Raw genomic sequence first — 22,906 nt, 5'->3', positions numbered from 1 at the left:
ATTCACCGGGACGCACTCATGCGGCAATGCGTTCGGGGAGGCATGGCTCCCATTTACGGGGTGTGCGGACGGTTTGCTGCAACGATGGGGTCATGGTGGGTTTCTGCAGGCGGTACTGGTCGGCCATCCTCCCGGTGCTGGGCGCCGCGGTGCTGGTGGTGGCCTGGGGCCGGCAGCTGAGCCCGGTCCCGGCGGTACTGGTGGGAGCCGTGCTGATCGGCGCGGTGCTGGCCGCGGTGCACCACGCGGAGACGGTCGCGCACCGGGTGGGCGAGCCGTTCGGATCGCTGATCCTGGCGGTGGCGGTGACCATCATCGAGGTCGGGCTGATCGTCACGCTCATGGTGTCCAGCCCGGAGAAGTCCGCCTCGCTGGCCCGCGACACCGTCTTCGCCGCCGTAATGATCACGTGCAATGGCATTTTCGGCCTTTCGCTGCTGGTGGGCGCGCTGCGGCGGCGGGTGGCTGTCTTCAATGCCGAGGGCACCGGCGCGGCGCTGGCCACTGTCGCGACACTCGCGACGCTGAGCCTGGTGCTGCCGACCTTCACCACGAGCGAACCCGGCCCGGTGTTCTCGACCTCGCAGCTGGCCTTCGCCGCCGTGGCTTCGCTGGTTCTCTACGGCGTCTTCGTCATGGTGCAGACGGTCCGGCATCCGGACGACTTCCTGCCCGTCGAGGGGATCGCGGCGGTCGACGATGAGCACGAGGAGCCGCCCACCCGCGGGCAGGCGTTGCTGAGTCTGGGTTTGCTGCTGGTTGCCCTGATCGGCGTGGTCGGGCTGGCGAAGGTGGACACACCGAATATCGAATCCGGTATCGCCGCGGCCGGGCTGCCGCAGTCCGCGGTCGGTGTGGTGATCGCGATGCTGGTGCTGCTGCCCGAAACCATTGCGGCCGTGCGTACTGCGCGCCGCGACCGGGTGCAGATCTCGCTGAATCTGGCGCTGGGTTCGGCCATGGCCAGTATCGGCCTGACCATTCCGGCCATCGCGCTCGCCTCGGTCTGGATCGAGGGCCCGCTCATGCTCGGCCTGGGCGCGACCCAGATGGTGCTGCTGGCATTGACCGTGGTGGTCGGCGCGCTCACCGTGGTGCCCGGACGGGCGACCCTGCTCCAGGGCTGTGTGCACCTGGTGTTGTTCTCGGCCTTCGTTTTTCTGGCGGTCAGTCCGTAATCAGGAGTTCCAGCGGTAGATCTGGCCGTCGCGCAGTTCGTAGGACGTCGCGGGATTGGTGGCATCGTGCCGGGACAGCAGCGCCATGACGCGGGTTCGTCCGCGGGTGGTGACGCCGTCCTCGGTCCAATGCACATAGGGGTGCACCAGTTTCGCGAATTCCGCCCAGTCGCCGGCTTCGATCGTGTGCAGGACCGCCGACACCGTGTTGTCCACAGCGACAGTGAACACGCACTGTCCGGGTTACGCGTGGGTTCGAGGTGAAATCGGAGGTTGCTGCGAGATCACTCTATTCGGCTTCAGGTATGGCTGAGGGCTGCGAAACCGCCTCGCCGGGGGTTCGCCCGGGGCGTGCTCAGCGTCATAGTTATAGCCGATCTGCTCTGATAACACGTTCTAGAACTGCAGGTCACATGGCTATTCGTCCCGCTGACCGGGATCGACTCCGGATGTACCGGTAGGTAACTTGGAGGTTCCGATCACACCTCGAGCCGATTTGTTGTAACTCCGCGTAACCATTAGCTTTGATGGCAGGCAGTGTTGCCGATCACGGAGAAGAAATTTGAAGCTCGCCACCACACGTCGGTTCCGGCGTCTCGAAGAAGCAGTCCTGCGATGACCCGGGCCGTCCATAATCGGTCCGCCGTGCGCATCGTGCGTGACAACTTCTCCAGCACCTCGGTGGCATCGCTGCGCACCTTCGGTCGCGCGGTCGGAATTGCCGAGGAAGCGGTGGTCGGCACCGTCACCGATATCGCGCGCCGCCAATTCCAATGGAAAGAAGCCATTCTCCAGGCCTGGCGGCTCATTACCGTGACCGCGATTCCGGCCGTGCTCATCGCGATTCCGTTCGGTGTCATCGTTTCGGTCCAGGTGGGCAATCTGATTCACACCCTGGGCGCGGATTCACTGCTGGGCGCGACCGGCGGCCTGGGCGTCATCAAACAGGGCGCGCCGCTGGCCACCGGCTTCCTGCTGGGCGGCGCGGGCGCCGCGGCACTGGCGGCGGATCTGGGCGCGCGCACCATTCGCGAGGAGATCGACGCGCTGAACACCATGGGCATCAGCCCGATTCACCGGCTGGTGATCCCGCGCCTGGTGGCCATGGTCTTCGTCGCGCCGCTGCTGAACGTGCTCATCATCTTCGTGGGCGTGCTGGCCGGCTACGGCGTCGCCATCGGCGGGCAGGGCGTGACGCCGGGCTCGTACTGGTCCACCTTCGGATCCTTCACCACCACCGCCGATGTGTGGGTGTCGCTGTTGAAGGCCGTGATCTTCGGGTTCCTCGTGGTGATCATCGCCTGCCAGCGCGGGCTCGAGGCGAAGGGCGGCCCGCGGGGTGTCGCCGACGCCGTGAACGCCGCGGTCGTGCTGTCGGTGGTGTCGATCGTGACCGTCAATCTGGTCGCCACCCAGATCACCGATCTCTTCCTGCCCACGAGGCTGGCCTGATGTCGGCAACCTATGTGCCCAAGGGGCTGGGCTGGGCCGCGCGCGCCTATCGCCGCCGTGGCCTGATCCTGCGCCGGGTGGAGAACCTGGGCTTCACGCTGGCCTTCGTCTGGCAGGTGCTGTCGTCGATTCCGTTGACGCTGAAGCGCTATCGCAGTGAGACCATGCGGGCCATCTCGGATATGACCTGGGGCCGCGGCTCGGTCATCGTGGGCGGCGGGACCGTGCCGATGATGATCGTGCTCGGCCTGGTCATGGGCGCGTCGGTGGCGGTGGAGTCGTTCACCACGCTGGACATGCTGGGCATGGGCCCGGTGTCCGGCCTGGTATCGGCCTACGCCACCACCCGCGAGCTGGCGCCGATCGTGGCCGCCATCGGGTTCGCCGCGCAGGCGGGCTGCCGCATGACCGCCGAGATCGGGTCCATGCGTATCTCCGAGGAGATCGACGCCATCGAATCCCTCGGTCTGCGTTCGGTTCCCTTCGTGGTGACCACCCGCGTGCTCGCGGGCGCGGTCGCCATCGTGCCGACCTTCCTGATCGCGCTGATCCTGTCCTATGCGGCCTGCCGCGGGCTGATCACGCTGGTGCACGGGGCGTCTGCCGGTGTGTACGACCATTACTTCTTCCAGTTCGTGTCCGGGTTCGACGTGATCGCCGCGGTGGTCAAGGTGGCCGTGTTCGCGGTGGTGGTCATCCTGATCCACTGCTACTTCGGCTTTTTCGCGACCGGCGGGCCGGAGGGCGTGGGTATCGCCTCGGGTAAGGCGGTGCGCGCGAGTTCGGTGGCCATCGTGGCCATGGACATGGTGCTGTCGCTGTCCCTGTGGGGCTTCAACTCGGCGATTACGTTCACGGGGTAGGGGATGCCGAATTACGGAATGCCGGGTGTGGCCGTCGATCGCAAGCGGGCGATGACGGTCGGCACCGTCGCGCTGGCGCTGGTGGTGGCCGTGGTGGCGGGCTGGGCGCTGTACCGGTCACAGAAAACCGAGGCCGGACTGCCGATTTCACTGCGCACCGAGCAGATCGGTGACGGCGTGCTGGTCGGCACCGACGTGCGGGCCAATGGCGTGGTGATCGGCAAGGTCACCGAGATCGCGCCGGATCAGCACGGGACGCAGCAGATTTCGCTGCGGCTCGACGCTGCCGAGCTGTTCGGGCTGGACGACAGCCTGCAGGTGGATTACGCGCCGGCCAACCTCTTCGGCATCAGCGAGATCGAATTGCGCAGGGGCGCGGGCGGTTCCCCGCTGCGCTCGGGCACGGTGCTGGACTTCACCGGCAGCCGCGCCGCCGCGGTCTACGACGCCACCATGGGCTCGCTGCTGCGCAGTGCCTCGCAGGTGGGCGGTTCGGTGCTGACCCCGCAGATGGCGTCGGTGATCGCACAGGCCGCGGCCGATACCCAGGCGCTCATGCCGCTGGCGCAGGCGCTGATCACCGCGCAGCGCACGATTACCGACAACCAGAAGATGCCGATGTCGGAGCTGGTCGGCAACCTCGGCCCGGCCTTCGACGGCGGCGGCCGGTTCGCGGGCGCGACCGTGCAGGTGGTGGATCTGATCCGCAGTATGCAGCGGCTGCAGACCGACCGCGCCGCCTACGACAAGGGCGTCGCGACGGTCACCGGTCAGCTGCTGCCGGCGCTGGCGACCACCTTCACCCAGGCCGGGAATCAGCTTTCCGGCACCACCGACATGCTGGTCCCGGTGCTGACCGCACTCGCGCAGATGGTGCCGCAGCCGCAGCAGTCCGCGGCCGAATTGCGCCTGCTGCTGGAGCGTTTGCGCGCGGCCATGCCGGACACCGGGCAGGGGCCGGTGCTGAATGTGGAGGTCGACCTGAAGGGTGTGCCGGCCATCGCGGTGCCGCTGCTGGGAGGGGCCAAATGAGGCGTGCATCGCGCAGCGATTCCATCAGGGGTGGCGGTCGGGCGACGGGTGGGCATGTTAAAGCCGCAGCCTGGCGGCTGGCTTTGTTCGCGGGCGTCATCGTGGCGGTGCTCATGTTGGTGCTCACCGCGATTCAGCGCCCGGTGTCGGGGAAGACCGAGACCTACGATGCGATCTTCACCGACGCCAACGGTTTGAAGGTCGGCGACGACGTGCGCATGTTCGGCGTGCAGGTCGGCAAGGTGAAGCAGATCGGTCTCGAGGGTGCGAAGGCGCGGGTGCAGTTGTCGGTCAAGACCGATGCGCTCGTCTACGACAACTCCAAGCTGGCCATCCGCTACCAGAATCTGACCGGGCAGCGGTACATCGATCTGCAGCAGCAGCCGCAGCCGGGCAATCGTATTCCGGCGGGCGCGCGCATCGGTGAGGACCACACCGTGCCGTCGTTCGATGTGACGCAGCTGTTCAACGGCCTGAAGCCGGTGCTGCAGACCATTTCCCCGGAGGCCATCAACCAGTTCAGCGCCAGCATGGTGGCCCTGATCGAGGGTGACGGCAGCGGGATCGGCCCGGCCATGGACGCGATCGGGAAACTGGCGTCGTACGTGGACAACCGGCAGCAGGTGATCTCGACGCTGATCCACAATATGTCGGATCTGTCGGACCGGCTGGGCGGGCGCGTGCACTACCTGGTGCCGCTGCTGAAGCAGCTCTCCGACATCTTCGAGGCATTGCAGCAGAACATCGGCGGCCTGGCGCAATTCGCGGTCACCGCGCCCTCGGTGCTGCGGCCCATCGACAATCTGCTGCGCTCGCTGGGGATCGACAGCGGGTCCGATGTGGACGCGCTGATCCGCAAGATCTTCCCCGACGCCAAGGAGGCGGTGGACGCCTTCGGCCGCCTGCCCGCGGTGCTCGGCGCGGCCGACGCGGCCCTGCCGACCAGCCCGAGCGGCTGGAAGCCGGTGTGCAGCAAGGGAACCGCCGATGTGCCGGCGGTGGTCAGGGTGCTCGTGTCGGGACAGCAGGTGGCGATATGCAACGGATGACATTGCCCCGCTTCTCGAGCGGGCTCGGTGTGAAACGTGACGATCGGGTGGTCGACGACGCCACCAAGCAGAAGCGGCACCTGCGCAGGGGCATCATCGGCGCGGTGCTGGTGGTGCTGGGCCTGACCGCGGCCGGTGCGCTGTACGTGATCCCGTTCGGCAAGCACACCTACACCGCGGAACTGTCCGAGGCGCAGTCGGTGAAGGCGGGCGACGACGTGCGCATCGCCGGCATCTCGGTCGGCGAGGTGAAGTCGCTGGAACTGAAGCCGGACAAGGTCGTCATGCGCTTCACGGTGAAATCCGATGTGTTCCTGGGTGATCAGACCTCCCTGGATATTCGCATGCTGACCATTGTCGGCGGCCACTATGTGGCGGTGTTCCCGGCCGGGAGCAAGCCGCTGGGGTCGGCGGCCATTCCGGCGGACCGGGTCCGCCTGCCCTACAGCCTGATCGAGGCCTTCCAGGACGCGGCCGCCCCGCTCTCCAAGATCGACGGCTCGATGCTGAACAAGAACCTTGCGGCACTGGGCAATTCGATCGACGGCTCGCCCGACACCCTGCGCACCACGCTGGCCACGGTCGACACCTATGTGGACGCGCTGGACAAACAGCGCGGCCAGGTATCCAATGCGGTGGCCGTGGCCGACGAGTACGTGCGCATGTACGACGGCGCGAAATCCGATCTGGGCCGGCTCATGGACAATGCCAACCTGCTGGTCACCGTGCTCGACGACAAGCATGCCGAGATGGCCGAGGCCATCCGGCTGCTCAGCGATGTGCTCGGCCGGATCGGCGGTGCGGAACCCACCTGGTCGGATCTGAAGCCCAAGCTGACCGACGCCATCACCCAGCTCGAACAGCTCGGCCAGAAGTTCACCCCGACCCTGACCGCCGCGCAGGACCTGCGGAAGAAGCTGTCGGACCTGGTGATTCCGGACGGCGGCGTGCAGATCGACCAGTCGCAGCAGACCGTCGCGCTGTCGGAGCAGCCAGTGGCACAGCCGCAGCAGCCCGCGGCACAGCCGCAGGTGTGCATTCCGGTGCCGGGGAAGGACTGCTGATGTTCAAGCGGATGCTCGGATCTCAGGCGTTCATGTCGGTCGCCGGTGCGGTGCTGGTGTTACTGCTGGCGGTGGTCGGGTACCTCCTGTGGTTCGACCCGATGAAGAAGACCGTGTCCTACTGCGCCGTCATGCCCGACGCGGTCGGTCTGTACGCGGGCAACAAGGTGACCATGCGCGGAATCCCGGTCGGCACCGTCGATTCCATCGATTCGGACGGCACCAAGGTCAAGGTGAAGTTCTCCGTCGACGCGAAGTACCCCGTGTACGCGGACGCCGCCGCCACCACCGTCTCGGATTCGATTGTGGCCGACCGCAATCTGGCGGTGCTCAACAGTGGCAAGGATCTGGCGCACTGGGATTCGTCGCAGTGCATCACCAAAACCCTGACGCCCAAGAGCATTACCGAGACCCTGACGGCGCTGGCCGATCTGTCCGCGCAGCTACAGCAGGCGCAGGCCCCGGATGCGCTGGCGCACGGCCTGTCCGCGCTGGACTCGGCCACCCAGGGCGCGGGCCCGCAGATCAACGAGATCGTCAAGAGGCTGGGTTCGGCGCTGGCCCAGCCGGACGCCGACATCGGGCACCTGGCGGGCATCTTCGACGCCTTCGCCGCGGTCGGTGCGAAGGTCGAGCAGCACTGGGGCGACCTGCGCTCCATGCTGCTGCGGCTGGCCCCCGCCCTGAACAATGCCAGCACCGAATTGCTCGGTCCCGGTGCTCAACTCATCGACCGGCTCGGGGAGGTGCTGCCCATGCTCAATGATCTGGTCACCATCGCGGGCGACCCGATCATGCGCGGTCTCGACGACACCCTGCCGCTGGTCCGGCTGCTGCGCGCCAACGTCGGCTCGCTCTCCGAGGTCATGCTGAAACTCCCGGTGCTGACCAATGCGGCCCAGAACGTCATGGGCAACGGCATCACCTACGGCTCCCCGCGCGCGGCCCTGCCGGCCCCGCAGGCCGAACAGGTCTGCGCCGCCGTCAATGCCGTCACCCCGGGCAGCTGCACCGACGCCGCCAACGGCATGGTGAACGTCCCGCTGGTCCCGTTGGTGCTCGGAATGGCAGGTGTGCGATGAGGTTCGGACGCTGGGAGATCGTCGTCGCCACCCGGCCCGGTTCCGGTGCGGGAGCGGGCGGCTCGGCGTGGTCGAAGCCTGCGCAGGGGGCAGGCTCCGACATGCGTCCGCGGGGACGGGCGGCCAGGCGTGCCGGAGCCGCTGTGCTGGCTGCCGGGCTGTTCGCCGGGACGGGGGCCTGTGCCTTCGATCCGTCCTCGGTGCCGGTGCCGGGCACCACGATTTCGGGGCCCACCTACCGGATTCACATCGAGTTCGGCAATGTGCTGAATCTGCCCGCGAAGGCCAAGGTCATCGCCAATGGCGCGCAGGTCGGTTCGGTCAGCGGTGTGCGCGTGGTGGATTCGGCGCACGCGGGCGGGCGCGGCGGCTATGTCGTGGTGGACGCGGACATCTCGTCCAAGGTGCAGCTGCCGGCGACCACGGTGGCCGAGCTGCGGCAGAACACGGTGCTGGGTGACATCCATCTGGCGCTGGCCACGCCGCCGGACGGGTTCGGGTCGCTGCTGACGGACGGCGGCACCATCGCCCAGGACCACACCCGGCCGCCGGTGCAGCTCGAGGACACCATGGCCGCTCTGGCCGCCTTCACCCAGGGCGGGGCCGTGAATCAGTTGCAGGACATCATCAACCACTTCAATGCGGTGCTGCCCCGCGATCCCGAGGAGACCAAGCGGATCGCGCAGAACGCGGCCGGGAACGCGGTGGATCTGGCGGCCAATCTGGGCCAGGTCGACAAGCTGCTCGACGGTCTGGGTGTGAACGCCCAGGTGCTGCACGATCGCGCGGACTTCCTGGACCACGAGCTCAGCCAGGAGTCGGTGGACGCCACGACCGGGATCACCGGCTCGATCAAGGGCGTTACCCAGATCTTCGCCGTGCTCGGCCAGCTCGGGCAGTCGCTGGTGTGGCTGGCCCCGCTGGCCACCGCGCTGGATCCGGCGACGCAATCCTTTGCACCGCTGGCCCTTTCGGGACGGCCGCTGGACCTGTCGGTGCCGTCGAACCTGTCGCTGCTGACCTCGCTGCTGCGGGACAAGCTGATTCCGTTCGTCGAGAACGGGCCCAAGGTGAACATCACCGGCGTCCAGGCGGATTCGGTCTCCCGAGACGATCAGGTCGCCAATATTCTGGCCGGGCTGCGCATGATCGGAGCGGTGCGATGAAGTGGGGTTCGCTGGCGTCGCTGGGCGGCATCGCGGCCGTCACCGTGGTGGGCGCGAGCTATCTGACCTTCGGCGTGGTGCGGGCGGATCCGTTCGCGCACCACACCGACGGGTCCATGGTGATGGCGAATTCCGGTGGGCTGAGCGTGGGTTCGCCCATCCTGCTCACCGGCATGCGGGTCGGCAGGATCACGTCGGTGGACTCCACCGCGCGCGGCGTCGAGGTGGGCTTCCGCATCGACGGGGACCGCAGGCTGCCCACCGACAGTGACGTCACCATCGAGCAGCTGTCCGCGCTGGGCGAACCGTTCGTGGAATTCCGGCCCCGCACCGCGGGCGGGCCGTACCTGAGGGACGGCCAGCGCCTGGATGCCGCCGCGGTGAAGTCGCCGCTGTCCATTCCCGAGGTGTCGCGACTGGTCAACAAGGTCATGAACCAGCTCGACCCGAAGGTCGCGGCCTCGCTGGCGAGCACGCTGGGAGCGGCCTTCCACGACACGGATTCGGCCATGCCGAACCTGACCCGTGCCGGTGACCTACTGGCCGCCGCGATTATGAGCCGCGAACCCAAGATTGCTCAGCTACTCAACAGCTTCCAGGCGGCGGCCTCGAATATCGATGGCATGGGCGAGGCCACAGCGGCCGCGGCACCGGCGTTCGTGCAGTTCGAGCAGTCGCTCGAGGAGCTCATCAATGCCGTCGGTAGACTGGTCGACCGTGCCCCCGGGCCGCAGGCATATGTCTCCGGCAACGGATTGGCGCCCTTCCTGGCCAAGCTGACCGAATGGCTGCAGCAGGCCGGACCCGAATTGAAGACCCTCGCGCCCCAGCTGCAGCCGCTCGCCGACGCGGCACGCACCGCCGGGCCTCAGCTCAATATCAGCAGCTTGATCTCGCAGGCGCTCGCGTCCACCGGTGACCGTGCCGTGCGCGTGCAGGTCGGCGTGAAGTAGCAGTATCAGCAAGGAGGAGACCATGTCTCAGGACACCGAATCGAAGCAGCCGGTCGACCCGGATCCGGCGCCGGCCCCGGGCAAGACGGTGCAGCTGAAGGTCTCGACGCTGGTGACCGCGGTCGCCGCGGTGCTGCTCGTCGGCGCGCTGGTGACGGTCACCGTGCTGTGGCAGTCCGCGCGCGGCGACCTGAAGGACGGCGACGCCCGGGCCGCGAACGACAAGCACGCCGAGCAGGTGGCCTCCGACTACGCCATGGGCGCGGCCAACCTCAACTTCTCCGACTTCAATGCCTGGACCGCTCGCCTCAAGTCCAACACCACCCCGGCGCTGGCGAGCAAGTTCGACGCCACTTCCTCGAAGCTGCAGGAGATCCTGGTTCCGCTGAAGTGGACCTCGAGCCCGACCCTGCTCAGCTCGCAGGTCACCAATCGCGACAACGGCGCCTACAAGGTGAACGTCTATCTGAACGTCAACTCCACCAATGCACAGAACCCGGACGGCGTCCTCACCACCATCTACTACACGGTGAGCGTCGACCCCAGGAGCGACTGGAAGGTCACCGACGTCGGCGGCATCGACCTCCCGCTGCCCAAGCAGTAACGGCGTTCCGGAAAACCCTGGCCCGCCGCAGCTTTCGAGCTCGGCGGGCCTTTCGGTGCACCCGTCAGGCGGCGGCGCCGCGCAGCTTGTCGGCCAGCCGCACGGCCAGCGCGACGATGGTCAGGGTGGGGTTGGCGTGGCCGTTGGTGGGGAAGACCGAGCTGCCGGCGATATAGAGGTTGCTGATGCCGTGCACACGGCAGTCGCCGTCCACGACGCCGGTGCGCGGGTCCGCCGACATGCGGGTCGCGCCGGTGGGGTGCGCCCAGTCGGTCAGCCGGACCGGGAGATCACTGGCCTCGCGGACCCATTCGTCCAGGGCGGGCGGGGGATAGCCGAGGCGGGCGAACTCGCCGGCGACCAGGGCGGCGGCACGGCGGACGGTGGCGTCCTCCTGGGCGCTGACCTGCCAGTCGATGCGCGGATGCGGCATGCCGAGGCAATCCACGGTGTCGCTCAATGTGATCCGGCTGCGCGGATCCGGGGTCTGCTCCACCATGCAGCGCAGTTCCACGTGCTCGAGCTTGCGCGGCAGGCCGGTGTGGTCGATGAGACGGCGTTTGGCCCCGGAGAGCAGCAGGCCGGGATGGCTGGCGACGGTGCGGGCGTCGTGCAGGTTCAGGTGCCCGCGCAGCAGGTTCTTCACCGACTCCCAGGGGTCGTCCTCGGCCGGCACCTCCTGAATCCACAGGGCGCAGTTGAGGAGTCCCTCGTCGGCCTGGATCTCCGGCGACAGTGCCAGCCCGTGCAGGAAGGTGTGCTTACCGCCGCGGGTTTTCACCACGTATTTGCCGAATCGGTCACGCGCGGCGGCCGAGGTGTGCGGGTCCAGCGCGCCCACCACACCGCAACGATGATCCAGCAGATACCGGCCCACCACGTCGTGACGATTACCGATACCTTCCGGCACAATGCGATTCGACGCGAGCAGCAGGCGCGCGTTTTCGATTCCTCCGGCGGCCAGCACAATTCGCGTCGCACGCACAATGCGGGTATTTCCGTCGGAATCCACCACCCGTAATGCCTCGACCCGGCTGCCGTCCGGATCGGTGTCGATATGGGAAACGGTGGCATTCAGCAGAATTCGAACATTCGCCGCGGAGATTTCCCCGGCATGGACGCCGAATCGCTTGGAGTCGAACGGATCCGCCGGGTCCTTGCTGATCTGCCAGAAGTAGGGCCGCAGCCAGCGCCGGTCCACCTCCGGATGGGCCGGTATCCGGTCGGCCAGCTCCCAGAACCGGTCGCCGGTGAACCCGGCCCCGTACCCCAGTCCCAGATGTCCCGCCGCCCGATCCAGATACGGTTGGACCTCGGCGAATCCGATCGGCCAGCCGGAGAACGGGACCCAGGCGCGGGCCGCGAAATCCAGTTCGTCCAGCGGTGCGCAGCGTCCGCTCCAAGTGTGCGAACTGCCGCCCAGAATGCGATTGCGGGCATTGCGATACGGCTGGGCCCGCGCGGCGCCGATATTCTCGATGTCATTGAGCGCATCGGTGCCGGGGGCGAGTTCGCGCCCGCCGCTCTCCAGCACCAGCACCCGTAGCGAACTTCCCGCGAGTTCGGCAGCCAGGGTCAGACCCGCCGGTCCGGACCCGATAATGCACAGGTCGGCCGTCAGCTCGCTGTCCCGCACGGCACGAAGGTCGTCGATACGCACCGGAAATCCTCCCGCACCCGCATCCACCCCCGTGACGGACGCGCTTCCCTTTGCCCGGACCTCATCGTAACCGTTCAATTGCGCGGCCGTGGCCCATCTTTCGGCTCAGCATCCGCGCTGCAGAAACGCGCGCACATAACCCGCCGACTGCCGCACATACATCCACGACCAGAACAACAGCCCCGAATCGCTGGGGCTGGCGACCATGGTGATCTGTCCGGAAAAACACTTCCTCACGATGTATCGCGCGCGCGAGACGTGCGGGGTATACGTCACCACGATGATGTGCTGCCAGTGCCCGGCCTGGGCCCGCCGGCGGATCTCCTCGGCCTCGCCCTGGGTGGTCCACGGATTCGGCACGAAGCAGGAGACCGTGAAGGCGAACCCGCCGTCGCAGTAGCGGTCCATCACCGGGTCGTTCTGGCCGGTGGATCGCGAGATCAGCAGCTCGGGCGCATAGCCCTGCTCGGCGAGCCGCAGCCCGACGTCGTAGCGCGCGTAGGCCGTCCCGCCGAGCACCACGATGGCGTCGGCCCGGCGCAGCGGATCCACCTGCGGGTGCACGAACACCGGCAGCCCCGCGAACGCGAGAGCGACGATCAGCGCCGTCACGGTGAAGACCCCTGCGATGACCCTCCGGAGAGCAGGCACGCCTCCGACGGTACCGATCCCGCCGTCGACCTTCCCGGCGTGATCGTGGGGCAGACTGTATTGCGCACGAACGCATGGCATCACGCACGAAACAAGGCATATCGTCCCCAACGGAGGAGTCCGCCATGGAGCTGGGCCTGCACTACTGGAACTACTCGCACCCCGCCGCGACCGACCGGATCGCGTCGACGCTGGCGCATACCGCCCGCATTGCCGAACAGGCCGGATTCGCGCAGTTCACGGTCATGGACCACTACTTCCAGATGGAGCTTCGCGGCACCGCCGAGGAACCCATGCTGGAGGGCTACACCACCCTCGGCTACCTGGCGGCGCTGACCGAGCGCATGCGGCTGGGACTGCTGGTGACCGGGGTGATGTACCGGTATCCCGGCCTGCTCGCCAAGATCGTCACCACCCTCGACGTGCTCTCGGGCGGCCGGGCCGAACTGGGCATCGGCGCGTCCTGGTACGAGCGGGAGCAGCGCGGGCTCGGCGTACCGGTCGTGCCGATGGCCGAGCGGTTCGAACGGCTCGAGGAGACACTGCAGATCTGCCTGCAGATGTGGGGCCCCGACAACGGGCCGTACAAGGGCGAGCACTACCAGCTGGCCGAGACACTGTGCGTCCCCGCGCCTTTGAGCCGGCCGCGACCGCCCATCCGGATCGGCGGCGGCGGTGAGCGCAAGACGCTGCTGCTGGTGGCCCGCTACGCGGACGCCTGCAACCTCTTCGCGAGCAGCCCCGAGGAGGTCGCCGCCAAGCTGGCCGTGCTGCGCGCGCACTGCGAGGCCGAGGGCCGCGACTACGACGCCATCCGCAAGACCGGCGTCTATGTGTCCGATGCCCTCGGCAATCCGGACCAGGTGCTGCGGGATGTCGAGCAGCTCGCCGCCCTGGGCATCACCGAGCTCGACTTCATGCCCGATGGCGATCCCATCTCCTTCACGACCGAATTCGCCGAACGCCTGCTCCCGCGCCTGGCGACCATCTAGTCCGGGGCCGGGGCGTTCGGTATCATCGCGCGCGCTTGCCAACATCTGGAGGACACTGTGCCCGCGAATCCCACCGCCGCCGAACTATTGGCGACCGTCGAAGCGTCACCGCGGGCGGTCGGCGCGCACGACAAGGCCGCCTGGGTGGGCCTTTTCGCCGACAACGGCAGTGTCGAGGACCCGGTCGGCTCGCGCCCGCACATCGGGCGCGCGGCCATCGAACGCTTCTACGACACCTTCATCGCGCCCAACGGCATCGTCTTCGACGTGACCGGTGATGTGGTGTGTGGCATGACGGTCTTCCGTGATCTCACCATCGCCACCACCATGTCCACCGGGGTCACCCTGCACGTGCCCATGCACCTCCGCTACGACCTGGCCGAGGTGGATGGCGGGTTGAAAATCCGTGCCCTGCGCGCACATTGGGAGCTGGCGGGCATGATCGGCCAGCTGCTGGGATCGGGCACGCAGGGCCTGCTGGCGGGCGCCAAGCTGGGCCCGCAGCTGCTCGGCAATCAGGGCATCGGCGGGGCGATGGGCTTCATGTCCGGCCTGCGCGGTGTCGGCGCGGCAGGCAAGCAGGCCGCCGGGCAGCTGCTGGATGCCGTGGCCGCCGGTGATTCGTCCAGTGCCCGTGCGGTTCTGGCCCCGGTCCCGCGCCTGGAGTGGGGTGTGGACGGCGCGATGTCGCTGGAGGACTTCACCACCCGGGTGAAGGGCCTGCGCTGGAGCAAGGCCATTGCCGCCGGGCACTCGGTGACGGTGTCGGTGGAGACCCGTGAGGGCCGCGGTATCGCCGAACTGGACTTCGCCGACCGCGGGCTGCGCATCGAGTCGGCGCGAATCTTCGTGCCGGCGAGCTAATCCCGGATCCCGGCGATCTCCGCCAGGGGATTGTTCCCGCTGAACGTGGTGCCCCCGGCCGCGCCGACCACCTTCCCGTGCACACTGATCAGCCACTGGCCGCACACGCAGCGCAGGTACTGCACCCCGCGGTGGAAGGAGACAGCCGTGGGAGAGGGCCAAGCGCAGGAAGGGCATTCGGCGATCATCAGGACATCCTGGGGGCGGGAGCGCCGATTGACCATGATCGACACGCGGCGACTCGCAAATCGAGTGCGTGTCGTGAGCGACTCGCCGTGCGTGATTTGCCAATGGGCCCATCGAAACTCGGTGGCGTCCCGTTGACATCCGCTGTGGTCAGCCTGCTTTGCCCTTGCGTACCGCGGTCGGCGTTGCACCCCACCAGCGCTGGCAACAACGTGTGAATACCGACTGTTCCGACAATCCGATGAGCGAGGCCACCTGGCTCATCGGCATATCCGTCGTGGTCAGGTAGCGTCGCGCCTCGGTGCGCCGGACCCCGTCGAGAATCGCCGCGAAGCTGGTGTCCTCGGCGGCCAGCCGTCGCTGCAGGGTGCGCGGATGGATGGTGAGCAGCCGTGCCACGGCATCGATTTCGGGGGCGGTGGTGCCCAGCAGCTTCTGCAGGGTGGTCCGCACGCGCGGCGCGATCGCCGTGGCCGCGCCGCCGGCCTGCTGGGCCAGGAAGGCCATCGCCATCCGGTGCAGGTTCTCGTCGCCGCCGGAGAGCTGCCGATTACCGAGGGTGGCCGGTATCCGCAGCAGTGCGGCCGGACGCTCGATTCGTACTGGCGCGCCGAAGAATTCCTCGTACGCCTGGATCGGCGCGGCGGGCCGGTAGGGGACCTCCACCGAGCGCAGCCCGTAGCGGTCCTCGGCCAGGCGCTGAATCGTCCTGTGCACGAAGGCCAATCCGAGATCGGTGCCCTGGACGGGGGTGGGCAGGCCGGGTGCGGTGGCGCCGTAGCGCAGGGCGATGACGCCGCGATCGCCGTACGGGTCGGGTGCCATGGTCAGGCTGAGCGAGCGGGCGTGCACGAACAGGTACCGCGAGGTGCAGTCGAGCACCGCGGCCAGGGTGGTGGCATTCCGGATGGCCAGCGCCAGCGGGCCGAGCATGTCCAGGTCCTGCCGCGACGCCATCCGCAGCCCCAGATCCGGGCAGTCGAGCCGATGGGCCGCCAGCTCCAGCACCGCCCCGACCGCATGGTCGGGGACGAGTAGATCGTCGGTGTCCAGGGCGGCGAGCGGCAGTCCGCAGGCGGCGGCCAGCTCCTCGGCGTCCCCGCCGAGCTCGGCCACGGTGGCGCGGAAACCCCGCAGTCCGGCGGATCTGATCACCGACATGTCGTCAAGGATCAAATACTTGTCGTGCAGAGTCAAGAAACCAGAGGGCGGGCGCAACAGACTGGAAGTCATGAACGCCGCGCAACCGCTCGCCGACCACCTCGACGTCGTCATCGTCGGAGCCGGGCTCTCCGGCATCGGCGCGGCGTATCGACTGCAGGCCGAGCAGCCCGGCCGCAGCTACGCCATCCTCGAGGCGCGCGATGCGCTCGGCGGCACCTGGGACCTGTTCCGTTACCCGGGCATCCGCTCCGACAGCGACATGTTCACCCTCGGCTACCCGTTCAAGCCCTGGCGTGACGCCAAGTCGATCGCCGACGGCCCGGCCATCCTGCGCTACATCACCGACACGGCCACCGAGAACGGCATCGACAAGCACATCCGGTACGGCACCAAAGTCGTTGGCGCCGAATGGGACAGCGGCGAGTCGCAGTGGACGCTCACGGTCGAGCGGCGCAGTGCCGACGGTGTCGAGCGCGGCATGCTCACCTGCGGCTTCCTCTACTCCTGCTCCGGCTATTACAACTACGACCACGGCCACGAGCCCGAGTTCCCCGGCATCGCCGACTTCGCCGGTACCGTGGTGCACCCCCAGTTCTGGCCCGAGGACTTCGACTACACCGGCAAGCGCGTGGTGGTCATCGGCAGCGGCGCGACCGCGGTCACCCTGGTCCCGGCCATGGCCGAGCAGGCCGAACTGGTGACCATGCTGCAGCGCAGCCCCACCTGGATCTCCGCCGTCCCCGGCCGCGACAAGGTGGCCGACCGGATGCGCGAACTGCTGCCGCCGAACCTGGCGCACCGGCTCATCCGCACCAAGAACACCCTGTTCAACATCGGCTTCTACCAGTACTGCCGGCGTCGGCCCGCGGCCGCCCGCAAGCTGCTCACCGGGCTCACCACCCGAATCCTGAAGGACGAGAAGCTCGTCGCCGAGCATTTCACGCCCGAATACAACCCGTGGGATCAGCGCCTGTGCGCGGTGCCCAACGCCGACTTCTTCAAGGCCATGCGCAAGGGCAAGGCCGAGGTGGTCACCGATCACATCGAAACCTTTGTGCCCGAGGGCATCCGGCTGAAGTCGGGCAAGGTGCTCGAGGCCGATGTGGTGGTCACCGCCACCGGCCTGCAGCTGCTCGCCTTCGGCGGCGTCGACCTGGTGGTCGACGGCGCACCGGTGGAGCTGTCCGAGCAGTTCGTCTGGCAGGGCACCATGCTGACCGGCGTGCCCAACTTCGCGGTGTGCATCGGCTACACCAACGCCTCCTGGACGCTGCGCGCCGACCTCACCTCGCGACTGGTCTGCAAGGTGCTGGGGTATATGGACCGCAACGGCTACCGCGCGGTGGTCCCGCAGCCGCAGCGCACCCTGCAGGAGCGGCCACTGCTGGATCTGGCCTCCGGGTACGTCCAGCGCTCCATCGGCGACTTCCCGCGCCAGGGCGATCGGCATCCGTGGCAGGTGCGGCAGAACTACCTGCTGGACACCGCCATGGTCCTGCGCACCGACCTCGGCAAGACGCTGCGGCCGGTCGCGGCGGCCGAGGTGCTCGAACCGGTCCACTGAATTCGCTTCCGCCACAGTGCCTCCGGTTCGCTCCCGCCACAGTGCCTCATCGCCCAGGTGCTCTCCTCGCGGTACGGAATGACCGATGTGGTGTCCATCGATCCGATGCGCAATGCCGACGGGACCCTGGTCTACCTGTCCACCGACGGGGTGGCTGCGCAGGTCGCCGCACTCCGGGGCGCGGCGGTCGCGAACGACGCGGCCGCGGTGGTGGCCTTCGCGGACCATCAGTGGCGGGCCACCAGGACGACCGCCGCGCACGGTTTCCGGGCCTTCGCCCCGGCCGGTGTCGCCATGCCCGATCAGTACGACCCGCAGTCCGGGCAGCTGTGGACCACCAGCCGGTTGCTCTACCTGCCCACCGACCTGCTGGGGCGGCTCGCGCTGCTGAAGTAGCCCGAGGGGTGCGAAACCCTGATTTCGGCCGTCTGCGTTCGGCTGGGCTGCCATGCTTTCGCGCCATGGGAGGAGTCGAGACGAGAGCGGTGGTCGAGTCGCGGGCAGCCGCGGACTCGGGGACAGCGGTGGACTCGAGGACAGCGCCGGGCGGATTCCTGCTGCCCGCACCACGATTCGAGCCGCCGCTGGAACAGTGCCGCGGCAAGCCGGAGCCGGTCCGCCAGGTTCCAAGGGCAGGCCGCCACGCACCGGAGATGGGCCGCCGGGTGCCGCAGCCCGATCAGTGGCCGTCCGCCACCGCGGGCCGATCGCCCGGATGCCGGAATCGAGTGGATCGCCGATCGGTGTCTGCTGCGCCCGGATCGGTCGGCCTGCAACGGCTTCTGCGTTCTTCGCATGCTGTGAAAGCCCGGGGTGGTGATGAATACAACACTGCGGCAAGGCAATTCGCCGGTGCGGCGCTGCGGCTGGCGCTCGAGGTGCTGGACGGCCGCCGTCCGGTGAGGCAACTGGGGCCGCTCGCCGAGCCCGCGGTGGTGGCCGCGGTGCGCACCCTGGCGGGGGCGGGACGGCTACCCGGGCGGGAGCTCGGCACCGCCACCCTCACCAGGGTGGATGCGATCATGGCCGGGCCGGGGCAGGCGGAAGTTTGCGCGGGTTACGATCGCGGCGGGCGGCGTTTCGCGCTCGCCGCCCGCATTGTCCACGGTCGTTCCGGGTGGCGCTTGGCCGCATTCCGGGTGTGCTGAAGACCGGACGGTCTCTGCGGTAATAGCAGAATAGTCTGGTCGCCCCTAATTCGATTCGCGCCTGGTTTGAATCCTGCATCGCGCGGCATTAACATTTCGGCGAATAGCGGCACCTCACACGTGGAAGGGCAGTCCATGGCGAAGAAAGTCACCGTAACTCTGGTTGACGACTACGACGGCGAATCGAAGGCCGACGAGACCGTCTTTTTCTCGATCGACGGCAACGACTTCGAGATCGACCTGTCGAACAAGAACGCCGGCAAGCTGCGGGAGGCCCTGGAACCGTGGACCGATAAGGCCCGCAAGGTCGGTCGTTCCAAGCGGACCGGCAAGGTGGCCGCGGGCGGCCGCACCCGTCCGGCGGTGGACCGCGAGGAGAGCACCGCGATCCGTGAATGGGCGCGTGCTCAGGGGCACCAGGTTTCCTCGCGCGGCCGTATCCCGGCCGAGATCGTCGACGCTTACCAGCGCGCCAAGAATTAACCAGCGCAAATCAAGGCGCTGGGAATTCGCTGGGAGCCGAGAGTCTGCGGGCATCGGCTCTAAGCGCGGGAGCGACATTTCAGGCCAATGGCTCGATCCGGATTTCTCGTGTGTCAGGCCGCGCGCAGTAGTGCGGCGCCGCACTCGGGAAGTTCGGCTCGAATCCTTTCCAGCAGGCGTTCGGCGCGGTCGCGGTGCGCAGCGGCCGCCTCGGCGTCGCCCTGGGCGGCGGCCAGTGCCGCCAGGATCGAGTCCATCGGGCCGAACTCGGTCATCCCGGTTTCCAGGCCGATCAGGGTGCCGCTGTGCGGTGCCAGGTATTCGTAGAGCCGCTGAATTGCTGGAGTGTCGCCGAGCTCGATGGCGGCGACCGCCCGCAATGCCGACATGAGGACCGGATAGAAGCCCGCCGCAATCGGATCCGAGTCCTCGTACACGCCGCGTGCGCGCTCGCGCTGTCCGCTCTGCAGCAGCGCGAGCGTGTAGGCCGGGGCGGCGGCCGCGGGCAGCGCCGCATAGGCGTTCGCGAGCCGATCCGTCAGGCTCCCCAGTTCACCCCGCGCCCATCCGGTCGAGAGCGCGCAGAACAACTCCGCCTCCGCGTGATTGGCGACGCCGGAAAGCCGGGTGCGGGTGGTGAACCGCTGGTACAGCTCATCGGCCGCGTCGATGTTCCCGCGCAGCAGTTCCATGGTCCCGGCGAAACAGCTGACCATATCCAGTAGCGGCTGCAACTGGCCCTCGTCGGCGAACTCCACCGCGGCCGTCGCCCGCCGCCCCGCCTCCCGCAGATCCGCCCGGGCCACCGCGGCCCGATATCCCAGATAATGCGCCAGCGCCCGGTACTCGGCCAGTCCGGCGGCGGTCGCCAGCCCCTCCAGTTCGTCGACCAGTGCCGAGAACTCCGCGTCGTACTCGAATGCGAGATAGGTCACCGCATTGATGGCGGCACACAGTAATTCGGGATCGATGGTGCGCCGAGCCGTCTCGAGGGCCAGCCGCGCCAGTCGCCGCCCGGCGGCCGACTCCACCAGTCCCGTCTCGAAGGTCGCCGCGACCAGCAGGCGCACCAGATCGGCATCTGCCACGTCGTTCGAATCATCCTGTGCTGCAACGGCATTCGATTCATCATGGGTCGGCGTCGCGGGGCCTGGGGCCTCGCTCACCAGCAGGGCCAGGGTGGACGCGCCGATGCCGTGCCGGGTCAGGGCGCGCGCCAGTGCCTGCCGCATGTGCTGATCGGGCCTGCGCCAGTTGCGAATCGCCCAGATGATCGGGGCGCGCCAGCAGGTCAGCGCCCGGACCACCAGGTCCGGATCGCCCAGCTGCTCGGCGAGGGTGAGGGCCCGGTCGCGTTCCGCGCGGGCCTCTCGATGCCGATTGTCGTAGGCCAGCGCCGTGACCAGCGCGCAGCGGGTGCGCAGCAGTGCGATGCGGTCCCCGGCGGGCGCGTGGTCGGCGTCGTGGCGCGCCAGCCGGTGCAGGTCCACCGCCGACCGCAGCAGCCGCACACCGGCACTGCGCATCCCGCGGCTGGTGCGCCGCTCGGCCGCCCGCTCCACGTATTCGATGGCGCGCGAGGCGGTTTCGGCGGTCGCGCCGGCGAGGGCGTGCCGGGCCAGCACATCCGGGTCCCGCGCCACCGCCGGATAGACGTCGGCACGCTGTTCCAGCAGCTCCAGTGCGGCCCAGTGCATCCGGCCCCGGCGCAGCGGCGGTATGCCCAGATACACGGCATCGCGAATCAGCCCGTGCTCGAACCGGATACTCCCGCCGCTCCCGGAGCCCACCAGTCCGGCCGCCTCGGCCGCCGCGACCAGATCGATCACGGTGTCCTCGGCCAGCCCCGCCGCCGCACTGAGGATCGCCAGATCGACGCTCTCACCCCAGATGGACAGTTGCCGCAGCACCTCGGCGACCCCGTCGGGCAGCTGCGCCACCCGATCCTCGATCAGCTCCCGGATCGAATCCGGCACCTCGTCCAAACTCCCCTGTGCGGCAGCCGCTTTCGCCACCTCCCGGACGAACAGCGGATTCCCGCCCGTCCGCCGGTGCAGCTGTTCCAGCGCCTCGGCCTCGATATCCGTCAGCCCGGCAGCCGCCGCGGCTCGCCGTGTCCCCTCCGCGTCCAGTCCATTGAGCTCCAGCCAGGCGCCCGTATGCTGCGCCAGCGCCGCGACCGTATTGTGGGGCCCCTGCGCCGCTTCCGATCGCCGCATGGTGACCAGCACGAATACCGGCTCGTCCCGCAGCCAGCTCACCACCTGCCGCAATACCTGCAAGGTCTCCGGATCGGCCCGCTGCACGTCCTCCAGCAGCAGCGCTACCGGTGCGGAACCGGTCGCGCGCCTGCATTTTTCCGCGATGACCCGCGCCAGCGTGAACGCGTCCTCGGCCGGCGTCCCCGCGTCGATCGCGCTCGGCCGCGGTGCGCCCGGTGAAATCGGCTGGGAGGAGACGGTATCCGGCGGTGCCGCGGCGGGAGTGCCCGGCGCGCAGGCCGCGCTCTCCGAAAGCCGTCCAGCCGCAGCCCGGTTCGGCTCGCTCACGTCGAGGGCGGTGCTGATCTCGGTCCAGGCCCAAGCTGCGGGCGCGCCGTCGATCTCCGGGCAGGTTCCCGTCACCGCGGTCCAGCCCGCGGTGGACAGCGTGGCGAGGGTGGCCTCCGCCAGCACGGTCTTGCCGATTCCCGCCTCTCCGGTAACCCAGGCGACCCGCAACTGTCCGGCCCGCGCCGCCTCGGCGGCGTTCAGCAGCTCCGACAACTCGGTGAGATAGCCGGTAGCGCAATGGAACCCGTCGGCAGCCCCGGGGGCGGCGCTGGTTTTCGCGGTCTCGATGCCCGGGCTGGAGACCGGCGCGGGAGCGGCCCTGCTCGTGGTGGTGGCAGGGGGTGCGGCGGGGCCGGTGGGGCGGCGGTCGTGAGCGGGCAGGGGCGGGGTCTGGGCGAGGCCGGCGGAGTGATTGAGAATCGCTATTTCGAGTTGGCGCAACGCGGGGGAGGGATCCACGCCGAATAGGCCGCCGAGGAATTCGCGGGAGCGCCGGATGGTGGTGAGCGCCTCGAGCTGCTGACCCAGCTGGTATTGCGCCAGGGCGAGCAGGCGGACGATTTCCTCGCGGCCGGGATTGTCCTCGAAGAGCTGGCGGAGTTCGCGGACCACTTCGCCGGAGCGGCCCAATTCCAATTCGGTGCGGGCATTGAGTTCGACAGCGGTGAGGTAGAGATCGGTGAGCCGGTCGGCCTCGGCGACGGCCCAGTCGGCCTCGGCGAAGGCCTCCAGCGCGGGGCCGTGCCAGAGCGAGAGGGCGGCCTCCAGCAAGGCATTGCGCTCGGTGGGATCGGTGTGGATCTCGGGATTGCTGACCAGTTCCTGATAGGTCCGCAGCTGCTGTTCGAAATGCCATGCGTCCACGGCGTTCTCGGGGATCTTCAGGGCATACCCGGACGACTCGGACACGATGAAGCGGGAGGGCGCACGCCGCGGGCGCTGGGGTTCGAACAGTCGCCGCAGATTGTGGATGTGCACCTGCAGTACCGCGGTGGCCTTGGGTGGCGGGTGCCCGGACCACAGGTCGTCGATCAGCCGTTCGGTGCTCACGACCTGGCCGTGCGCGACGATGAGGCGGCCCAGCACGGCGCGCTGCATGGGGGTGCCCAGGGGCGTGTCGCGACCGTCGACGGACAGCTGCAGGGGGCCGAGCACTCTCAGCTCCGCGCCTGCCATCGGTGTCCTCCTGCGACCGGAAG

Annotated in this window: 22 protein-coding genes; 16 read left to right on the top strand and 6 right to left on the bottom strand. The window is 68.4% G+C overall.

All coding sequences use genetic code 11. From position 1 onward, the window contains the following. The first annotated feature begins 92 nt into the window (after positions 1-92). A complete protein-coding gene (locus ACFXHE_RS30495) occupies positions 93-1,178 on the top strand; it encodes a calcium:proton antiporter (protein WP_379387865.1) in 1,086 nt (361 codons plus the stop codon). On the opposite strand, the gene ACFXHE_RS30490 is transcribed toward ACFXHE_RS30495, so the two are convergent. Beyond that, positions 1,179-1,409, bottom strand: coding sequence for a nuclear transport factor 2 family protein (locus ACFXHE_RS30490; protein WP_354850256.1), 231 nt, complete (start codon positions 1,407-1,409; stop codon positions 1,179-1,181). It lies immediately after the preceding gene. A gap of 384 nt (positions 1,410-1,793) precedes the next feature. Between ACFXHE_RS30490 and ACFXHE_RS30485 the strand changes: the two genes are divergently transcribed. From ACFXHE_RS30485 to ACFXHE_RS30445, 9 genes are read left to right on the top strand one after another with little or no spacing between them, the layout of a single operon-like run. Further along, positions 1,794-2,630: an ABC transporter permease gene (locus ACFXHE_RS30485; protein WP_354850259.1), complete on the top strand. Its 837-nt coding sequence runs from the start codon at positions 1,794-1,796 to the stop codon at positions 2,628-2,630. Continuing rightward, on the top strand, positions 2,630-3,493 hold the full coding sequence (locus tag ACFXHE_RS30480; RefSeq protein ID WP_379387864.1) for an ABC transporter permease: 864 nt from the start codon (positions 2,630-2,632) through the stop codon (positions 3,491-3,493). The genes ACFXHE_RS30485 and ACFXHE_RS30480 overlap by 1 nt, the downstream gene beginning before the upstream one ends. A gap of 3 nt (positions 3,494-3,496) precedes the next feature. Next, positions 3,497-4,525 carry an MlaD family protein gene (locus ACFXHE_RS30475; RefSeq protein ID WP_379387863.1) on the top strand — a complete coding sequence of 343 codons (1,029 nt, stop codon included), beginning with the start codon at positions 3,497-3,499 and terminating at the stop codon, positions 4,523-4,525. Then, positions 4,522-5,574: an MlaD family protein gene (locus ACFXHE_RS30470; protein WP_379387862.1), complete on the top strand. Its 1,053-nt coding sequence runs from the start codon at positions 4,522-4,524 to the stop codon at positions 5,572-5,574. Before ACFXHE_RS30475 ends, ACFXHE_RS30470 begins: the two co-directional genes overlap by 4 nt. Further along, entirely contained in the window at positions 5,562-6,638 is a 1,077-nt protein-coding gene (locus ACFXHE_RS30465) for an MlaD family protein (protein ID WP_379387861.1), read from the top strand. Before ACFXHE_RS30470 ends, ACFXHE_RS30465 begins: the two co-directional genes overlap by 13 nt. Beyond that, on the top strand, positions 6,638-7,720 hold the full coding sequence (locus ACFXHE_RS30460) for an MlaD family protein (protein WP_379387860.1): 1,083 nt from the start codon (positions 6,638-6,640) through the stop codon (positions 7,718-7,720). The genes ACFXHE_RS30465 and ACFXHE_RS30460 overlap by 1 nt, the downstream gene beginning before the upstream one ends. Continuing rightward, positions 7,717-8,886, top strand: a complete 1,170-nt coding sequence (locus tag ACFXHE_RS30455; protein ID WP_379387859.1) for an MlaD family protein — start codon at positions 7,717-7,719, stop codon at positions 8,884-8,886. The genes ACFXHE_RS30460 and ACFXHE_RS30455 overlap by 4 nt, the downstream gene beginning before the upstream one ends. Further along, positions 8,883-9,839 (top strand): MlaD family protein, encoded by a 957-nt coding sequence (locus ACFXHE_RS30450; protein WP_379387858.1) that lies wholly within the window; start codon positions 8,883-8,885, stop codon positions 9,837-9,839. Before ACFXHE_RS30455 ends, ACFXHE_RS30450 begins: the two co-directional genes overlap by 4 nt. 22 nt (positions 9,840-9,861) lie before the next feature. Next, positions 9,862-10,443 (top strand): hypothetical protein, encoded by a 582-nt coding sequence (locus ACFXHE_RS30445; protein ID WP_379387857.1) that lies wholly within the window; start codon positions 9,862-9,864, stop codon positions 10,441-10,443. Between the two features lie 64 nt (positions 10,444-10,507). Here the strand turns inward: ACFXHE_RS30445 and ACFXHE_RS30440 are convergent, their stop codons facing one another. Both ACFXHE_RS30440 and ACFXHE_RS30435 read right to left on the bottom strand, forming a co-directional pair. Further along, a complete protein-coding gene (locus ACFXHE_RS30440; RefSeq protein ID WP_379387856.1) occupies positions 10,508-12,103 on the bottom strand; it encodes a GMC oxidoreductase in 1,596 nt (531 codons plus the stop codon). Between the two features lie 105 nt (positions 12,104-12,208). Then, on the bottom strand, positions 12,209-12,754 hold the full coding sequence (locus tag ACFXHE_RS30435; RefSeq protein ID WP_379387855.1) for a YdcF family protein: 546 nt from the start codon (positions 12,752-12,754) through the stop codon (positions 12,209-12,211). A gap of 125 nt (positions 12,755-12,879) precedes the next feature. On the opposite strand from ACFXHE_RS30435, the gene ACFXHE_RS30430 reads away from it, so the two are divergent. After that, positions 12,880-13,746 carry an LLM class F420-dependent oxidoreductase gene (locus tag ACFXHE_RS30430; protein WP_379387854.1) on the top strand — a complete coding sequence of 289 codons (867 nt, stop codon included), beginning with the start codon at positions 12,880-12,882 and terminating at the stop codon, positions 13,744-13,746. A gap of 57 nt (positions 13,747-13,803) precedes the next feature. Beyond that, positions 13,804-14,610, top strand: coding sequence for a nuclear transport factor 2 family protein (locus ACFXHE_RS30425; RefSeq protein WP_379387853.1), 807 nt, complete (start codon positions 13,804-13,806; stop codon positions 14,608-14,610). Here ACFXHE_RS30425 and ACFXHE_RS30420 read toward each other — a convergent pair. Together ACFXHE_RS30420 and ACFXHE_RS30415 are read right to left on the bottom strand one after the other, a co-directional pair. Continuing rightward, a complete protein-coding gene (locus tag ACFXHE_RS30420) occupies positions 14,607-14,834 on the bottom strand; it encodes a hypothetical protein (protein WP_379387908.1) in 228 nt (75 codons plus the stop codon). The genes ACFXHE_RS30425 and ACFXHE_RS30420 overlap by 4 nt on opposite strands. A 112-nt stretch (positions 14,835-14,946) precedes the next feature. Continuing rightward, positions 14,947-15,957 carry an AraC family transcriptional regulator gene (locus ACFXHE_RS30415; protein ID WP_379387852.1) on the bottom strand — a complete coding sequence of 337 codons (1,011 nt, stop codon included), beginning with the start codon at positions 15,955-15,957 and terminating at the stop codon, positions 14,947-14,949. Between the two features lie 70 nt (positions 15,958-16,027). Here ACFXHE_RS30415 and ACFXHE_RS30410 point away from each other — a divergent pair, with 70 nt between their 5' ends. The 4 genes from ACFXHE_RS30410 (at position 16,028) to ACFXHE_RS30395 (ending at position 19,155) form a co-directional block, all read left to right on the top strand. Beyond that, a complete protein-coding gene (locus ACFXHE_RS30410) occupies positions 16,028-17,524 on the top strand; it encodes a flavin-containing monooxygenase (RefSeq protein WP_379387851.1) in 1,497 nt (498 codons plus the stop codon). 57 nt (positions 17,525-17,581) lie between these two features. Continuing rightward, positions 17,582-17,920: a hypothetical protein gene (locus tag ACFXHE_RS30405; protein ID WP_379387850.1), complete on the top strand. Its 339-nt coding sequence runs from the start codon at positions 17,582-17,584 to the stop codon at positions 17,918-17,920. A gap of 404 nt (positions 17,921-18,324) precedes the next feature. Continuing rightward, positions 18,325-18,672, top strand: a complete 348-nt coding sequence (locus tag ACFXHE_RS30400; protein ID WP_379387849.1) for an Rv3235 family protein — start codon at positions 18,325-18,327, stop codon at positions 18,670-18,672. 135 nt (positions 18,673-18,807) lie between these two features. Then, positions 18,808-19,155, top strand: a complete 348-nt coding sequence (locus ACFXHE_RS30395) for an Lsr2 family protein (protein WP_040860441.1) — start codon at positions 18,808-18,810, stop codon at positions 19,153-19,155. 113 nt (positions 19,156-19,268) lie between these two features. Here ACFXHE_RS30395 and ACFXHE_RS30390 read toward each other — a convergent pair whose 3' ends face one another. Beyond that, positions 19,269-22,883, bottom strand: coding sequence for a BTAD domain-containing putative transcriptional regulator (locus tag ACFXHE_RS30390; protein WP_379387848.1), 3,615 nt, complete (start codon positions 22,881-22,883; stop codon positions 19,269-19,271). Between the last annotated feature and the right edge of the window lie 23 nt (positions 22,884-22,906).

It is taken from the genome of Nocardia sp. NPDC059229, from assembly GCF_042754165.1.
Taxonomy (GTDB): domain Bacteria; phylum Actinomycetota; class Actinomycetes; order Mycobacteriales; family Mycobacteriaceae; genus Nocardia.
Note: the sequence above shows the minus strand (reverse complement) of the source record. Positions and strands in the feature narration are given on the sequence as shown.

Bases quoted from the DNA above. Each gene is read 5' to 3' on its own strand.
- ACFXHE_RS30465 (WP_379387861.1), top strand. From the start codon at position 5,562: ATGCAACGGATGACATTGCCCCGCTTCTCGAGCGGGCTCGGTGTGAAA.
- ACFXHE_RS30395 (WP_040860441.1), top strand. From the start codon at position 18,808: ATGGCGAAGAAAGTCACCGTAACTCTGGTTGACGACTACGACGGCGAA.
- ACFXHE_RS30445 (WP_379387857.1), top strand. From the start codon at position 9,862: ATGTCTCAGGACACCGAATCGAAGCAGCCGGTCGACCCGGATCCGGCG.
- ACFXHE_RS30415 (WP_379387852.1), bottom strand. From the start codon at position 15,957: ATGTCGGTGATCAGATCCGCCGGACTGCGGGGTTTCCGCGCCACCGTG.
- ACFXHE_RS30420 (WP_379387908.1), bottom strand. From the start codon at position 14,834: ATGGTCAATCGGCGCTCCCGCCCCCAGGATGTCCTGATGATCGCCGAA.
- ACFXHE_RS30430 (WP_379387854.1), top strand. From the start codon at position 12,880: ATGGAGCTGGGCCTGCACTACTGGAACTACTCGCACCCCGCCGCGACC.
- ACFXHE_RS30390 (WP_379387848.1), bottom strand. From the start codon at position 22,883: ATGGCAGGCGCGGAGCTGAGAGTGCTCGGCCCCCTGCAGCTGTCCGTC.
- ACFXHE_RS30450 (WP_379387858.1), top strand. From the start codon at position 8,883: ATGAAGTGGGGTTCGCTGGCGTCGCTGGGCGGCATCGCGGCCGTCACC.
- ACFXHE_RS30475 (WP_379387863.1), top strand. From the start codon at position 3,497: ATGCCGAATTACGGAATGCCGGGTGTGGCCGTCGATCGCAAGCGGGCG.
- ACFXHE_RS30495 (WP_379387865.1), top strand. From the start codon at position 93: ATGGTGGGTTTCTGCAGGCGGTACTGGTCGGCCATCCTCCCGGTGCTG.
- ACFXHE_RS30470 (WP_379387862.1), top strand. From the start codon at position 4,522: ATGAGGCGTGCATCGCGCAGCGATTCCATCAGGGGTGGCGGTCGGGCG.
- ACFXHE_RS30410 (WP_379387851.1), top strand. From the start codon at position 16,028: ATGAACGCCGCGCAACCGCTCGCCGACCACCTCGACGTCGTCATCGTC.
- ACFXHE_RS30480 (WP_379387864.1), top strand. From the start codon at position 2,630: ATGTCGGCAACCTATGTGCCCAAGGGGCTGGGCTGGGCCGCGCGCGCC.
- ACFXHE_RS30455 (WP_379387859.1), top strand. From the start codon at position 7,717: ATGAGGTTCGGACGCTGGGAGATCGTCGTCGCCACCCGGCCCGGTTCC.
- ACFXHE_RS30460 (WP_379387860.1), top strand. From the start codon at position 6,638: ATGTTCAAGCGGATGCTCGGATCTCAGGCGTTCATGTCGGTCGCCGGT.
- ACFXHE_RS30485 (WP_354850259.1), top strand. From the start codon at position 1,794: ATGACCCGGGCCGTCCATAATCGGTCCGCCGTGCGCATCGTGCGTGAC.